Below are 15,626 nucleotides of genomic sequence, written 5' to 3'. Positions count from 1 at the left end.
TTAACACTATCATTATAGGAAATTTACATATATCCGTTAAATTTTAAGTTGTACAAAAAATGTAATGGGGGAGAAATAATGAGAAAAGGTATTCGTAACATGGCACTGTCATTGAGTGCATTGTCACTTTTGGCTGCGCCTTTTACAGGTAATAAAGCAAATGCTGAAGAAACAAAAACAGCAGCGTTAATAAACCAATCTGCTTCAGACATAAAAACAGCTTCACCAATAAAACATACAGTAGTTATTTTTCAAGAGAATCGTACATTTGATAACTATTTTGGAACATATCCATATGCTTCGGGCTTCAAACCGCTTAACGGTACACCTCAGGATGTTAGAAACTTTAAATATGTCACAGGGGATGTGACAAGAGATGCAAATGGAAATGTCTATAATCCAGATGCAAACGGACTCCCTATCTATCCTTGGCATGATGCAGGGAAAGGCGCCATTCAAGAAACCGATGTAAATCACGGCTATTCCCCGATGATTTCCATGGTTGACGGCGGAAAAATGGACAAGTTTTATCAGGTCAACCATGATAGCGGCAAACCGACTGACACCAATGACAAAGGCTTATTATCCATGTCTTATTTTGACTATAATGACATTCCTGCTTATTGGCAATACGCTCAGCACTATGCATTGGCGGACAACTATTTTCAACCTGTTTTCGGTCCGTCCACACCAGGTGCACTTTATTTAGTAGCAGGGCAATCTGGGAATGAAAGTGAAACAACAAACACAAATACAAATCCTAAGGCTCAAATTACAGGTGATCCATCTCCTAAAAACGGGCCGTTTGGCGGAGATAGCAGTACCAATACGCTTAAATACAACCTTACCTATAAGAATATCGGGGATGAGTTGAGTGATTCCAAGCAATCTTGGGCTTGGTATGCTGGCGGATGGGATGCTGCCAAAGCAGCTCCTACTTCAGATGAAGCCAAAACATATTCTCCACACCATAACCCATTCCAGTATTTCCAAAACTATGAGGATGGGAAATATAATAACAACCTGAAAGATTACAATAATTTTGCACAGGATATTAAAAACGGCGATCTTCCTGAAGTTAGTTTTATTAAAGCAGGATATGGCGACGATGAACATCCTGGAACAGGAAATCAAAGTACACCGTCTGCAGAAGAATTTACTGTAGACACTATTAACCAAATTATGAACAGCCCATACTGGAAAGACACAGCCATTATTGTTACGTATGATGAAGGCGGAGGATTCTATGATCATGTAGCGCCTCCGACTGTAACTCCAAATGCGGATGGATTACTTGGAGATGGACCACGTATTCCGGCACTGGTAATATCTCCTTATGCCAAGCAGAACTATGTCAGCCATGTTCAGTATGATCATGCATCTGTTTTAAAATTCTTAGAGTGGAACTATGATCTTCCAGCATTAAACAGCAAGGATGCAAATGCGAACAATTTGACTGACATGTTTGATTTTAAGCATCCGAACTTCTTGCCTTACATGTATAACGATGGCGATTTGGCTAACCAGTCATCCAATGGAACTGCAGTGAAAGTACAGTTAAATAATGCTTTATTGGGAGTAAGCCATGTTGGTGAAGCACCGTTTGTTGACAGCAAAGGCAATGTCATGGTTCCACTTGACGATTTTGCCCGCAGCATCAATGGCACTGTTACACAAACGGAGGAAAATCGTTTACTTCTTAATGCTCCAGAGAAGCAAATCGAATGGAAAGTACAAGGAAATACAGCATTTGTTGACGGAAAACCGGTACATTTAGACACACCTGCGTGGAAGAGCCCATCAGGATACACCTACATTCCACTGCAGTCTGCTGTCGATATTCTTGGCTGGTCTATGAATACTCAAGGAAATACTATTACTGTTACAAGCAAATAAGTATAATAAAAGATATGGGAAGGTGACACAGGAGGTTGCGTATTAGTGGCCTTTTGAGTCACCTTTTTTGGTTACGGTGAACCTTATAATAAATAGAGGCAGTTTTTTGATTTATTTTTACTTTTCTCTCTAAAGAGAACAGGTATTTAATTTTAAATGAGATTATTAGGAGCAAATTTTAGGCCTTACGTCACAATAGTAAGGCCTATTTCTTCAACCTTAAAGAGCTATTCCTCTGTAAGTGATTCTTGGTTATGTAAATAATATTTGTTTGCCAGTAATGGCTCTATCTTTTTTTAGTTGGAGCTCTCCTTCTAAGACCTCAAGTCATTTTCCCCTTGAATAGCCAGCGTATTTTTTTGATTCCTCTGGACATTTTAATATATGATGATTCGTTTATTCAGCTATCGTTTTCATAGTGATTTTCCTATCTGATATAGATGTCAAGTTCATTATGACTTTTACACACTTTTGAGGGAGGCAAGGACAATTTTCCTTGCCTCTATTAACGTTTTATAGAAGCGACGACCATAGAAAACCTTATAGCATCTCTAAAAAAAGTGACCGTTGCAACGGTCATTATCCAGCGAAACGTTTATTATATTATGGGTTAATATAGTACCAGGGAGGCAAGGAGATGAGTTCAAAAAGTAAACATGAACAAGATCTGATACTGTTTCTTTCGAAAAATCAAGGTTATGTTACTTCGGAGGATCTCCTAGAAGTACTAAATGTTTCTCAAAAAACAGTATATCGTTTAATAAAGAATATTAACGATGATTATGTGGATGGCCCTTTAATTATATCTGAAAGAGGGAGAGGCTATAAACTAGATTACGAAAAATATATTAACTATCAAAAAGGAAATAAAAAATACAAAGAAAAACATTCTCCTAACGAGAGACGTAAACGGATTATGGAAGAATTATTGTTGTCTTCGCCTAAACCTATAAATATTTACCACTTATTTAGTAAGTATTATGTAGGAGACTCTGTTACTTTTAATGACGAGCAAATCATGAGCGAAGAGCTTAAAAAGTATAATCTAGTTCTAGAGCGAAAAAACAGAACACTAGCCATACTAGGGGAAGAAGTTAATATTCGAAAGGCCATTAAAGATATTATTGAAATCTTTAATACGATTGATATTGATGATTTAAAAAGGAATCAAGAACTTAATTTCAATCAGTACGATGTTTTGTTTATATTGGATCAATTAAGAAAGATTGAAGAAGATTTAGATATAACGATTCCCTACCCATATAATGTAAACATTTTCTCGCATTTATATATACTATTAAGTCGCTCAAGAAAAGTTCCTGCCAAACTGTTTACTGATACGATTTCTAATGAAGAAATAGAAAACATGAAAAAAGATATTTTGTATCCAGTTGCAAAAGTGATTGTCCATAATATTGAAAAATATTTAAACAATCCTTTACCAGACAGTGAGATTTATTTTCTATATCAGTATTTAGTGTCATCAAGAATGCAGGGATCTCTTGCTATAACTTCCACTTTTTCATCAGAAGTTATCCAAGTAACGAAAGCATATATTGAGGGAATGAGTAGTAGCTTAGGAATTGATATAGACAGCCAGTCAATTTTTATTGATTTAGCGAACCATATTAAACCGATGCTTAATCGATTAGAGCATAAAATTCGAGTTAAAAACAGCTTGTTAAGTCAGATAAAGGTAACGTATGAAGAAGTATTTTTGGGCGTAACAAACGTATCCGAATTAGTAAGTAATAAATTTAACTTACCAGCCATAAATGACGATGAGAATGGGTTTATCACCCTCTATTTTGCCAAAGCCATTGAAACGGGCCAACATCAACGCCCTATAAAAACACTAATCATGTGTACGACAGGAATTGGAACTTCAGAACTTTTAAAAGCAAAAGTTTCAAAGAAATTCCCCGAGTTAGAAATTGTTGGTGTAGTAGCATCACGAAATACACAAATGTTAAAAGAGGAATACCGAGAGGCTGAATTAATCCTGAGTACTGTTCATATGAAGGAAGAAGTACCCATTCCTTTCTTATTGGTGAGTGCGATGTTTACAATTGATGACCAGAAGAGACTTCAGGGGAAGATAGAGGAAATTTATCATGGAGATTAATTCACTCTATCAAGTTTATTTTAATTGTGAGTTAAAAACAAAAGAAGAAGTACACTCGTTTATTTCTGACATCGTATGTCAGGATAATCCTTTGCAAAAAGAGGAAGTCATCCAGCTATTAAATGAAAGAGAAAAAGTAGGCAGCACATTAATTGCTGAACATGTGATGTTGCCTCATATCGAAAGCAATCAACTAAAGAAGAGTCAAATTTTATTTATCCGTTTAGCAAATCCAATCCGATTATGGGATTACGAGACAAAGGATATCTGTTTATTGATTGTTATTTTATTAAAGGCAAATGAAAGCGTTCAAATAAAGAAGGAACTATCCTTATTCACCCGGACTTTAGCAGATGAAGAGTATTTAAACCGATTATTGAATAGTTGTGAAAAAGAAAATTTTATAAAAGAAATTTTAAAAAAAATGGAGGAATAATGATGAAAATAGTAGGAGTTGCAGCATGCACAGTTGGGATCGCACACACATATATCGCACAAGAGAAATTAGAGAATGCCGGAAAGAAAGCAGGCCATGAAATTCATATTGAAACACAAGGAACGATTGGAACAGAGAATGAATTGACTCAAAAACAGATCGATGAAGCAGACATCGTTATCTTAGCTGCAGACGTGCAAATTTCAGGAAGAGAACGTTTTGAAGGAAAGAGAATCATCAAAGTTACCACAGAAATCGCTGTTAAATCACCCAATAAATTAATTGAAAAAGCGGCAGAAGTTGTAAATCAATAGAAATAATTTAAGCACTCGAATAGGGGGAATAAATGATGGAAGTAAGAGATATTGTCGATATCAATACAATCAAAACCAACATAAATGTTAAAAGTAAGGAAGAGGCCATCCAAGAATTAGCAGAGGTGCTGCTGCAAAATGAATACATTACAGATATTGAAGCGTTTATAAAAGATATTTATGCTAGGGAAGAAGTGGGACAAACTGGAATCGGAAATTATATTGCGATTCCTCATGGTAATAGTGATTCTGTAAAAAAAATAGGAGTTGCGATTGGGATTACTCAGGAAGAAATCCCTTGGGAAACACTCGACGGGAAAGGTGTAAAAGGAATCATCCTCTTTGCTGTTGCAAAAGATAATGATGGTGCACAACAACATTTGAAATTATTATCCTTATTTGCAAGAAAATTAGGTAATGATGAAGTGGTTGAGAAAATGCTAGAGTCAGAAAACGCTGAAGATGTGAAAGAAGCGTTATGTAATTAACAAGACTTTAAGGGAGGGTTAAAAATGAGTGCATTAAAAAAATTAAATCTTAAAGGTCATTTATTGACGGCAATTTCATATTTGATTCCAGTTGTTTGTGGAGCTGGTTTTTTAATCGCAATTGGTATGGGATTTGGAGGTAATCCTGGTGCTGACTTAACAAAAACTTATACCTTCTGGGATGCACTAGCTAAGATGGGAGCCCTTGGTTTAGGTTTACTACCTGCCGTTATTGCTACAGGGATTTCTGCTTCCATTGCTGGAAAACCGGGGATCGCTCCAGGTTTTATTATTGGTTTAACTGCTAATGCAGTTGGAGCTGGATTTATTGGCGGGATATTAGGAGGATTCTTATCTGGTTTTCTTGCTGTAGCTGTTTTAAAACAAGTTAAAGTTCCTAAGTGGGCTAGAGGATTAATGCCAACTTTAATCATTCCATTTCTCACCTCCATTATTGGCGGGTTAATCATGGTTTACATTATTGGTATCCCGATCGCTGCTTTTACATCGTTATTAACACATGCATTAAACGGTTTAGGGTCTTCTTCCAAGTTAGTATTTGGTGCCATTATTGGTTTATTGAGTGGAGTTGATTTTGGTGGTCCTATTAACAAGACTGCATTTGCCTTTGTATTGACATTACAGGCGGAAAAAATTAATGGACCTATTACAGCCTTACAATTAGTAAATACAGCAACACCTATTGGATTTGGGTTAGCTTACTTTATCGCAAAATTGTTTGGGAAAAATATCTATACGCCAGTAGAAACTGAGGCTTTGAAATCCGCCGTTCCAATGGGTGTTATTAATATTGTTGAAGGTGTCATTCCGATTGTTATGAATGATATTGTTCGTTGTGTCACTGCGGTAGCAATTGGTGGAGCGGCAGGTGGAGCAACAACTATGGTGTTAGGTGCCGATGCAAAAGTCCCATTTGGCGGGGTATTGATGTTACCGACAATGACTCATCCATGGACAGGAGCAGTAGCCATATTAGTGAATGTTCTTGTAACAGGGGTGGCCTTGGCGGTGCTTAAGAAAAATGTGAGTAAAGAAGATGAGCGAGAAGAAGTGGAAGAAGAAGACATTGATTTAGATGATATTCAAATTATTTAAGAAAAATGTAAGTACAACTAAATGTAAACGTATCATTACTTTAGGGCTAGTGGATAGGCGACGACAAACTCTACCACTATTTTCTAAAGAAACTAGCATTTTTGTGGAGGGTAAATAGAGTATGAGAAAAGTAGAATTTTCACCATCATTGATGACCATGGACTTAGATAAGTTTAAAGAACAAATCACTTTTTTAAACCATCATGTAGATTCTTATCATATTGATATTATGGATGGGCATTATGTACCCAATATTACATTATCCCCATGGTTTATCGAAGAAGTACGAAAAATAAGTAATTTACCCATTTCTGCCCATCTTATGGTAACGAATCCAAGCTTCTGGGTTCAACAATTGGTTGATATTAAGTGTGAATGGATTTGCATGCATGCCGAAGTACTTGATGGTTTGGCATTTCGCTTAATTGATCAAATACATGATGCTGGGTTAAAAGCAGGAGTAGTATTAAATCCAGAAACGCCTATTGAAACGATTTTTCCTTATATTGAATTAGTGGATAAAATCACCATTATGACAGTGGATCCAGGGTTCGCTGGGCAGCGTTTTATCGAAAGCACCCTAAATAAAATTGTAGCATTAAGAGAATTACGAGAAGAAAAAGGATATCAATATGTTATTGAAATGGATGGATCATCTAGTCGGAAAACATTTAAAAGAATTGATGCAGCCGGTCCTGATATTTATATCATAGGTCGCAGCGGTTTATTTGGATTAGATGAAGATATCGAAAAATCATGGGAAATCATGTGTAATGATTACGAGGACATGACTGGGAAAGTTATGACTGGGAAAGTAATATCTTAAAAACTTAAGGGGTGGGACAAAACCCACCTCTTTCATTAATGATCATAGAAAAGGAGCTTAGTAGAGTGATAACATTACAAACGAAACAAGCGATTGACCAATTAGCGATTAATACCATTAGAACATTATCCATTGACGCAATTGAAAAAGCAAACTCTGGTCACCCAGGAATTACGATGGGGGCTGCTCCAATGGCTTATACGTTGTGGGCTAAGGAAATGAATATCAATCCTACCAATCCAGAATGGATGAACCGTGATCGATTTATCTTGTCGGCTGGTCACGGATCAGCGCTTTTATATAGTATGCTTCATTTATTCGGATATGGCTTAACGATCGATGATTTGAAAAATTTCCGTCAATGGGGAAGTAAAACACCTGGACATCCTGAATTCGGACATACAGCAGGTGTAGATGCAACAACAGGCCCACTTGGTCAAGGTGTCGCGATGGCAGTGGGTATGGCTATGGCAGAATGTCACCTTGCTGAAACGTACAACAAAGAAAAGTTCAATGTGATTGACCATTATACATACAGCCTTTGTGGTGATGGTGATTTAATGGAGGGCGTATCCGCTGAAGCAGCTTCATTAGCAGGGCACTTAAAATTAGGTCGTTTAGTTGTATTATATGATTCAAATGATATTTCCCTAGATGGCGACTTAAGTCAATCCTTCTCGGAAAGTGTAGCAGACCGATTCAAAGCATACGGATGGCAAGTCCTGCGTGTGGAAGACGGCAATGATATCGAAGCCATTCAACAAGCGATTCAAGAAGCGAAGGCAGACCTAGAGCACCCTACTTTAATTGAAGTAAAAACTACGATTGGCTTCGGTTCTCCTAATAAATCAGGCTCTTCAGAGATTCACGGTGCGCCTCTTGGAGCGGACGAAGTGAAACTAACAAAAGCTGCCTATGGATGGGAATCGGAAGAACCATTCTTTGTACCAGAAGAAGTAGAAAAGCTTTTTGCTAGTATCGTAGAACAAGGAAAGGCAAAAGAACAAGCTTGGAATGAATTATTTGAAGGATACAAAGCAGCTTATCCTGAGCTTGCTGCACAATTTGAAAATGCTGTAACAGGTGAACTTCCTGATAATTGGCAAGAAGCACTGCCTGTTTTTGAATCAGGTTCAAAAATGGCAACGAGAGCATCTTCAGGCAAAGTATTAAATGCAGCAGCAAATGCCATTCCTCAAATGATCGGTGGTTCTGCGGACCTGGCAGGATCTAACAAAACACTGATTTCATCGGAAAAGAACTTTGCGCTAGATGGTTACGCAGCACGGAATATTTGGTTTGGTGTTCGTGAATTTGCTATGGGTGCCGCATTAAATGGGATGGCACTTCACGGCGGTGTAAAAGTATTTGGAGCAACCTTCTTTGTTTTCTCTGATTACTTACGCCCAGCGATTCGTCTAGCCGCCCTAATGAAATTACCGGTCACTTATGTATTTACACATGACAGTATTGCTGTTGGGGAAGATGGACCAACTCACCAGCCAATCGAGCAATTAGCGGCATTACGTGCAATGCCTGGTGTTTCCGTCATTAGACCAGCCGAAGCGAAGGAAACAGCTGCAGCATGGCGTTTAGCACTTGAAAGTCAAGATCACCCTACTGCTTTAGTATTAACTCGTCAAGATCTTCCAACTCTTAAGGTTGATCAAGAACAAGTGTATGAAGGTGTAAAGAAGGGTGCTTATGTTGTGTCACCAGCCAAAGGAGAAGTAGCGGGTCTTTTACTTGCGACCGGTTCAGAAGTAGCACTTGCTCTTGAAGCACAGCAAGTGCTGGAAAATGAAGGCGTATATGTTTCTGTTGTCAGTATGCCAAGCTGGGACCTTTTCGAACAACAATCAGTAGAATATAAGGAAAGCGTGCTTCCTAAGTCTGTAACAGCACGTGTTGGGATCGAATTAGGCTCTAGATTTGGCTGGAGAGAGTATGTTGGACAAGCTGGAAAAATGATTACCATTGATCGTTATGGTGCATCTGCCCCAGCTAATAAATTACTACAAGAATACGGATTTACAGTAGAAAATGTCGTAAAGACATTTAAACAAATCGTTAAGTAAGCTCTATTTTTTATCGGCATTAAATGAAGAGAATGATTCAATTTCTACATTGATAGAAAAAGAAGAGGACCAAATAAACGTTAGTTATGGAGGATAATATGAAATTTTTTATTGATACTGCGAACCTTGAGGATATTAAAAAAGCATATAAAGTTGGTATTTTAGCTGGTGTTACAACCAATCCTTCTTTAGTAGCTAAAGAAGGTGTGAAATTTGAAGATCGGATTGCAGAAATCTGTCAAGCCGTTCCACGTGTAGAATCTGTATCCGCTGAAGTAACTCCAGATGCACTTACTGCTGAGGATATGATTGCTCAAGCTGAAGAATTAATCAAAATTAATGGCGGAGATGAAAAAGTTACTATTAAACTTCCTATGACATTAGCTGGTTTAGAAGCTTGCCGTTACCTTGCAGATAAAGGTGTTAAAACCAATGTTACACTTATTTTTACCGTAAACCAGGCGCTTTTGGCTGCACGTGCTGGGGCTACATATGTTTCCCCATTTTTAGGACGGTTGGATGATATTTCTGAAGATGGTGTCCAATTAGTAGCTAAGATTGCTGAACTATTCCGTATTCAAAACTTAGACTCACAAATTATTGCGGCTTCTGTTCGACATCCTGATCATGTAACTCGTGTAGCTATGGCTGGGGCTCACATTGCAACGATTCCTTATAGTGTCATTGAGCAGCTCTCTAAGCACCCATTAACCGATCAAGGGATGGAAAAATTCGCAGCAGATTGGGAAAAAGTGAATCATAAATAAGATAGCCATTTGATATGACTGGTATATCTATGCTCATGTGGAAATTACTTCATAAAGAGTAATGGAAAGAGAAAAACCGATCCCCATTCAGGATCGGTTTTTCCGATTTTAGGATACAAACATTGACAGTTTTTTTATAGGTTCGGAGGGCACTATTCAGCAATAGAGCGTGTTTAGCTCATTTTTAATTAAACGTTTGTTTAGTGTGGAAATGTGAGAATTTAATAGAATCGTGTATGTTCGAGAGAAGTCACTCTCACTGGTATTCCGCACTTTTGCAGGTTATCTTTCCCCAAGAAAAAATCTCCTTTTTAAAACTATAAATGGATAAAAGAAGCCAAGGCAAGAAAACTATGGTCCCATCATATGTTTTTTTCAGAAAAGGCATAAGTATAACTATTATTCAGGTATCTGTATTCGGTGTGGAAGGAAGAGCAGAAGAGAATGAAGGGGATTTAATGGATCTCAGAAGTTAAATGGAAGAGTCATTTCCCAGTTCGTATCTTAAGGGAAATGGCTCTTTTCTATTTGATTTTTATTGTTCTTCTAGTTGCCTTTCGGGGAGGCTCACCGGCAAAAGGTGTGGAATTTGTGGGTGAAGAGGAAAGAGCATCTTAGGGAATATAGGTTGAATTATATGAAGCCATTGCAGAAAAACGAATGGTAGAGTCCCTCCGAAGGGATATACTAACTAAGGATCTGCGTGTTAAGATTTTATTAAGAATAAGAGGTTATTATTAAGACAAGCTTTTTCAGACCCCCCTTTATATATAATTACTGTTGCCCTTAAGGTTTGTTTTCGGACAGACTTGAGGGCTATTTTTTTACAATTAAGGGGAGTAGTCAAGTAGTAAGAACTACCGAACTATTAAATAGTAGCTTTTTGTTAGGATTAATTGCGGTGGACCTTATCATAAATAGGGGCAGTTTTTTACATCTGCTCAACTTAAGACAAGGCAGTACCAAAAAGATGAGGTGGTGTCCGAAGTTGGGTGAACATCGGACAAGGCAGTACCAAAGGGATGAGGTGGTGTCCGAAGTTGGGTGAACATCGGACAAGGCAGTACCAAAGGGATGAGGTGGTGTCTGAAGTTGGATCAACATCGGACAAGGGAAGGCCCAAAAGATGAAGCTCAGTCCGAAGCCGAGTGAACATCGGACAAGGGAAGGCCTAAAAGATGAAGCTATGTCCGAAGTCGAGTGAACATCGGACAGGGGAAGGCCTAAAGGATGAAGCTATGTCCGAAGTCGAGTGAACATCGGACAGGGGAAGGCCTAAAAGATGAAGCTCAGTCCGAAGCTGAGTGAACATCGGACAAGGCAGTACCAAAAAGATAAGGTGGAGTCTGAAGTTAGATGAACATCGGACAAGGGAAGGCCCAAAAGATGAAGCTCAGTCCGAAGCTGAGTGAACATCGGACAAGGCAGTACCAAAAAGATAAGGTGGTGTTTGAAGTTGGATGAACATCAGACAAGGGAAGGCCTAAAAGATGAAGTTAAGTCCGAAGCCGAGTGAACATCGGACAAGGCAGTACCAAAAAGATAAGGTGGTGTCTGAAGTTGGATGAACATCGGACAAGGGAAGGCCCATAAGATGAAGCTATGTCCGAAGTTGGGTGAACATCGGACAAGGCAGTACCAAAGGGATGAGGTGGTGTCCGAAGTTGGGTGAACATCGGACAAGGGAAGGCCTAAAAGATGAAGCTATGTCCGAAGTCGAGTGAACATCGGACAAGGCAGTACCAAAGGGATGAGATGGTGTCCGAAGTTGGATGAACATCGGACAAGGCAGTACCAAAGGGATGAGGTGGTGTCCGAAGTTGGGTGAACATCGGACAAGGGAAGGCCTAAAAGATGAAGCTAAGTCCGAAGCCGAGTGAACATCGGACAAGGCAGTACCAAAAAGATAAGGCGGTGTCTGAAGTTGGATGAACATCGGACAAGGGAAGGCCTAAAAGATGAAGCTAAGTCCGAAGCCGAGTGAACATCGGACAAGGGAAGGCCTAAAAGATGAAGTTAAGTCCGAAGCCGAGTGAACATCGGACAAGGCAGTACCAAAAAGATAAGGTGGTGTCTGAAGTTGGATGAACATCGGACAAGGGAAGGCCTAAAAGATGAAGCTAAGTCCGAAGCCGAGTGAACATCGGACAAGGCAGTACCAAAAAGATAAGGTGGTGTCTGAAGTTGGATGAACATCGGACAAGGGAAGGCCCAAAAGATGAAGCTAAGTCCGAAGCCGAGTGAACATCGGACAAAGCAATACCAAAAAGATGAAGCTATGTCCGAAGTCGAGTGAACATCGGACAAAGCAATACCAAAAAGAAGAAGAGATGTCTGAAACCAAGTGAACTTCCGATAAGTGCAATCCCAAAAAGTGTAACTATGTCCGAAGAAAGACCTATCTTCCATCAAAACAAAAATTATTTATAATAGGAATCACTTGTTTTTCCAACTGCGATAAAGTTTTTCTTTAGTACCCTGCAAAATGTCCTTTTGGACAAATCGACGTTACACCATTCATAAATGTTTGTAGTCGTAATCTTTCGCTCAGGGAATAGCAGCTGAAATTCCCTCACATTCCGTAGAATGGCTTCTTCGACCGTTTCATGACCGCCACACTTTCCACAAACAAAGATATGATTTTGTAAAGAAACTAAAAAGGATCTACAAAATTTACAGTACATTTCCCTTTTCATCTGCTCATATTGATAGTTTGGTACCTGCGAGTATGGATTTTTAGTTTGATGTAATGAAATTAATTGTTTGGCCAGTTTTTTATGGCCATCATTCAATTTAGATGATGTACTATTTATACTTTTTAAAAACCGGTTGACCTGATTGGGAAGAATAATAGGGTGGTCTACTTGCGCGTTGTATAAAGTGAATTCTGGGTTAATAAAAATAACGGAAGCTTCCACGAGGTAATGAAGCTTGAGGTCGTGGAGAAGTTGGCGGAATTGGGATGCACATTTACTTAACTGGGTGATGGGATTTTTATATTCACGACCGGTTTTTATAGCGTAAAATCTATCTTTTTCCAGGCAAAAGTCGCCTTCAAAGTTTTTCACATCCAGCAGGCGAATGACTTCTTGTGAAATAAGCGTTGTATCAATTTGAAAATAGGAATTGTTTATTTTAAGCAGCAAGTCATTGATGATGTATCTTTCTTCTCGAAGACTTTCTGCCATTCGGTCAAATTTCACCTCACCCTCATAACCTTTTTCCAGGTTGAAATAATGAAACTTTTCCTCTTGTGTTAACTCCATCCGTGTGTTTAAAGATCGCATTTTCAATAATTCTTCTGATTCTGTTCTGCTTTTAAGTTCCATAGGCCACTTCCTTTCAACATTTCTAAGCCTATTTTATAAAAAGGCCGGACAAATAAGTGTGTATATTCTGTTAAATATTAACTGGTTTTTTAAAAAAACTGCCGCTTAAACAGGTGCGGTGAACCGTACCATAAGTAAATGAGGTTTTTGGCTTGGAAGATTGGAATTGTTTTTACAATAAAGTATGGGAGAAAAAAAGCCATAAAGGACATACCACTAATGGTATATCTTTTATGGCTTACCTATTTTCGTGCATCTTGCTGCCAAATGAAAATACTATACAGCACTTTTCTTATCCAATTGAGATTCCATTTGGTTCTCTTTTTCTCTTAAGTCATCGTTCACTCTCTTTCCTTGTTCCAAAAACTCTGATTTGAATCCGCTCTTTATGGCCCAGCTATAGAAGAAAAGAGACATGCATGTGACTAAGGCCATATCCCAGCCATATGGAATGACATTAAGTCCGCCAAATTTATCACTTCCCAAGAATGAAACAATCATCATACATAATAGATAAGCAACCATCCACAGCCCTGCAAAAAAGTTTTGACGGAATCCCTGCCATTTTTGTTTTGCTTGATAGTAAAAATAAATAGGAAGGCCGATCATAATGATAAATAATACTTGTCCGGTCAACGGCCATTTTGCCCAATACAGAACTAAGGAAGCAATCACGAATCCAATCGGCGAAATGAAACTTAATCCTTTCAAGCGTAAAGGCCTATACAAGTCCGCACCTGTTCGTCTTAATGTCATCACCGTAACTGGACCTGTAATATAAGAGATCAAAGTGGCAACGGAAATAATCTCTGCTAATACGCCCCAGCCTCTAAACAGGAATAGAAATAAGAATGATACACCTAGATTTAAGAACATCGCTTGACGCGGGACACCATACAGGGGATGAAGTTTTCCAAATACACTTGGGAAGTACTTGCTTTGTTCCATTCCATAAATCATCCGTGAAGTAGTTGCCGTATAAGTAATACCTGTCCCGGAAGGAGAAATAAAAGCATCAGAATAAAGAATGATTACTAACCAGTTTATGCCTAATGAAATAGCTAAGTCGGCAAATGGTGAATTGAATGTTAAATGCTGCCATCCGTGTACGATCATAGACGGATCAACGGCCCCAATAAAAGCAATTTGCAATAAAACATAGATAACAGTCGCAATTAAAATGGAACCAATTACAGCAATGGGGATAGAGCGTCCAGGGTTCTTTGCTTCACCAGCCATATTAATTGGACTTTGAAAACCATTGAATGCAAAAATGATACCAGAAGTGGCTACAGCGGTAAGCACACTCGCCCAGCCGTTCGGTGCGATACTTCCTGTAGATGTAAAGTTAGAGGCATGAAAGCCGGCAAATAAAAGTGTCCCAATCGTAAGTCCAGGTATAATGATTTTAAAGACCGTAATAAATGAATTCGCTTTGGAAAACAAACTGACTGTCCAGTAATTAATGAAAAAGTAGATGATTAGTAATCCAGAGGCAATGGCTAAACCTCCTCCGGTAAGACTTCCGTTTACTACTAAACCATGCGTCCAACGCGCCCACTCCCATGGCCAGGAACTCATATATTGGACAGATGCCACGGCCTCAACTGGAATGACTGAAACAATTGCGATCCAGTTTGCCCATGCCGCGAGAAATCCTGCAAACGAGCCATGTGAGTACTGCGTATATTTTACCATTCCGCCTGCTTCAGGAAACATGGAGCCTAATTCACTATAAGAAAGTGCAATAAATGAGATGACTATCATACCAATTATCCAGGAGACAAAAGCCGCTGGTCCAGCAATTTGTGCCGCTCTCCAAGCTCCAAATAACCAACCGGACCCAATAATTGACCCGAGCCCCACCATAGTCAATGAAAAAGTCCCCATTTTTCGATGCAATTGATTCATTTTTTTTCCCCTCTCATATTTAGAACAAAGATATAAAGCGTTTTCAAAAATTCCAAATATTCTAACTCCGTAATACTACAAACAACTTTTTGTTAAATTAAGAGTTTAATATTCTTCCTAAACATAACCCCTCCATTTCAAAAAGTTATACGCGTTATGCGCACTTTTAGGAAGATTATAAACTGAAAATAGAAAAAAATCAATATTTTGTACTCGAATCGAGAACGTTTTCAATTGATCTTCATCAGTAAATTAAATTCCAAAACGCCTGATCACATTTAAAATGGACCAGGCATTTTAACAAAATGAATCTATTACTCCCGTGCTTCCTTCCGTGCCA

The 15,626-nt window shown here is 38.6% G+C and carries 12 protein-coding genes; 10 read left to right on the top strand and 2 right to left on the bottom strand.

Going from position 1 to position 15,626, the window contains the following annotated elements:
• Positions 1 to 78: 78 nt before the first annotated feature.
• The 10 genes from JOC76_RS09335 to JOC76_RS31025 all read left to right on the top strand — a co-directional run bounded on the left by JOC76_RS09335 (position 79) and on the right by JOC76_RS31025 (position 11,176).
• Entirely contained in the window at positions 79 to 1,896 is a 1,818-nt protein-coding gene (locus tag JOC76_RS09335; RefSeq protein WP_205177336.1) for an alkaline phosphatase family protein, read from the top strand.
• A gap of 637 nt (positions 1,897 to 2,533) precedes the next feature.
• The gene (locus JOC76_RS09330) at positions 2,534 to 4,021 is read left to right on the top strand and encodes a BglG family transcription antiterminator (protein WP_205177335.1); all 1,488 of its coding nucleotides are present in this window, start codon (positions 2,534 to 2,536) and stop codon (positions 4,019 to 4,021) included.
• On the top strand, positions 4,011 to 4,457 hold the full coding sequence (locus JOC76_RS09325) for a PTS sugar transporter subunit IIA (protein WP_205177334.1): 447 nt from the start codon (positions 4,011 to 4,013) through the stop codon (positions 4,455 to 4,457). The genes JOC76_RS09330 and JOC76_RS09325 overlap by 11 nt, the downstream gene beginning before the upstream one ends.
• A gap of 2 nt (positions 4,458 to 4,459) precedes the next feature.
• Positions 4,460 to 4,771 carry a PTS fructose transporter subunit IIB gene (locus JOC76_RS09320; protein ID WP_205177333.1) on the top strand — a complete coding sequence of 104 codons (312 nt, stop codon included), beginning with the start codon at positions 4,460 to 4,462 and terminating at the stop codon, positions 4,769 to 4,771.
• Between the two features lie 35 nt (positions 4,772 to 4,806).
• The gene (locus tag JOC76_RS09315; protein ID WP_205177332.1) at positions 4,807 to 5,259 is read left to right on the top strand and encodes a fructose PTS transporter subunit IIA; all 453 of its coding nucleotides are present in this window, start codon (positions 4,807 to 4,809) and stop codon (positions 5,257 to 5,259) included.
• 24 nt (positions 5,260 to 5,283) lie between these two features.
• The gene (locus JOC76_RS09310) at positions 5,284 to 6,375 is read left to right on the top strand and encodes a PTS fructose transporter subunit IIC (RefSeq protein WP_205177331.1); all 1,092 of its coding nucleotides are present in this window, start codon (positions 5,284 to 5,286) and stop codon (positions 6,373 to 6,375) included.
• 121 nt (positions 6,376 to 6,496) lie between these two features.
• Positions 6,497 to 7,201, top strand: a complete 705-nt coding sequence (gene alsE, locus JOC76_RS09305; protein WP_205177330.1) for a D-allulose 6-phosphate 3-epimerase — start codon at positions 6,497 to 6,499, stop codon at positions 7,199 to 7,201.
• 65 nt (positions 7,202 to 7,266) lie between these two features.
• Complete coding sequence (gene tkt, locus JOC76_RS09300) at positions 7,267 to 9,279, top strand: transketolase (protein WP_307784705.1); 2,013 nt, start codon at positions 7,267 to 7,269, stop codon at positions 9,277 to 9,279.
• 98 nt (positions 9,280 to 9,377) lie between these two features.
• Positions 9,378 to 10,046: a fructose-6-phosphate aldolase gene (gene fsa, locus JOC76_RS09295; protein ID WP_205177328.1), complete on the top strand. Its 669-nt coding sequence runs from the start codon at positions 9,378 to 9,380 to the stop codon at positions 10,044 to 10,046.
• A gap of 992 nt (positions 10,047 to 11,038) precedes the next feature.
• The gene (locus JOC76_RS31025; protein ID WP_443677856.1) at positions 11,039 to 11,176 is read left to right on the top strand and encodes a hypothetical protein; all 138 of its coding nucleotides are present in this window, start codon (positions 11,039 to 11,041) and stop codon (positions 11,174 to 11,176) included.
• Positions 11,177 to 12,466: 1,290 nt separating this feature from the next.
• On the opposite strand, the gene JOC76_RS09290 is transcribed toward JOC76_RS31025, so the two are convergent.
• On the bottom strand, positions 12,467 to 13,375 hold the full coding sequence (locus tag JOC76_RS09290) for a nuclease-related domain-containing protein (RefSeq protein WP_205177327.1): 909 nt from the start codon (positions 13,373 to 13,375) through the stop codon (positions 12,467 to 12,469).
• 276 nt (positions 13,376 to 13,651) lie between these two features.
• Positions 13,652 to 15,286 (bottom strand): glutamate/serine transporter AimA, encoded by a 1,635-nt coding sequence (gene aimA / locus JOC76_RS09285; protein ID WP_205177326.1) that lies wholly within the window; start codon positions 15,284 to 15,286, stop codon positions 13,652 to 13,654.
• Between the last annotated feature and the right edge of the window lie 340 nt (positions 15,287 to 15,626).

The sequence above is a fragment of the Neobacillus cucumis genome, assembly GCF_016908975.1.
GTDB classification, from domain to species: Bacteria; Bacillota; Bacilli; order Bacillales; family Cytobacillaceae; genus Neobacillus; species Neobacillus cucumis.
The sequence above is the reverse complement of the archived record's forward strand: the minus strand, read 5'-3'. Positions and strand labels throughout refer to the sequence as shown.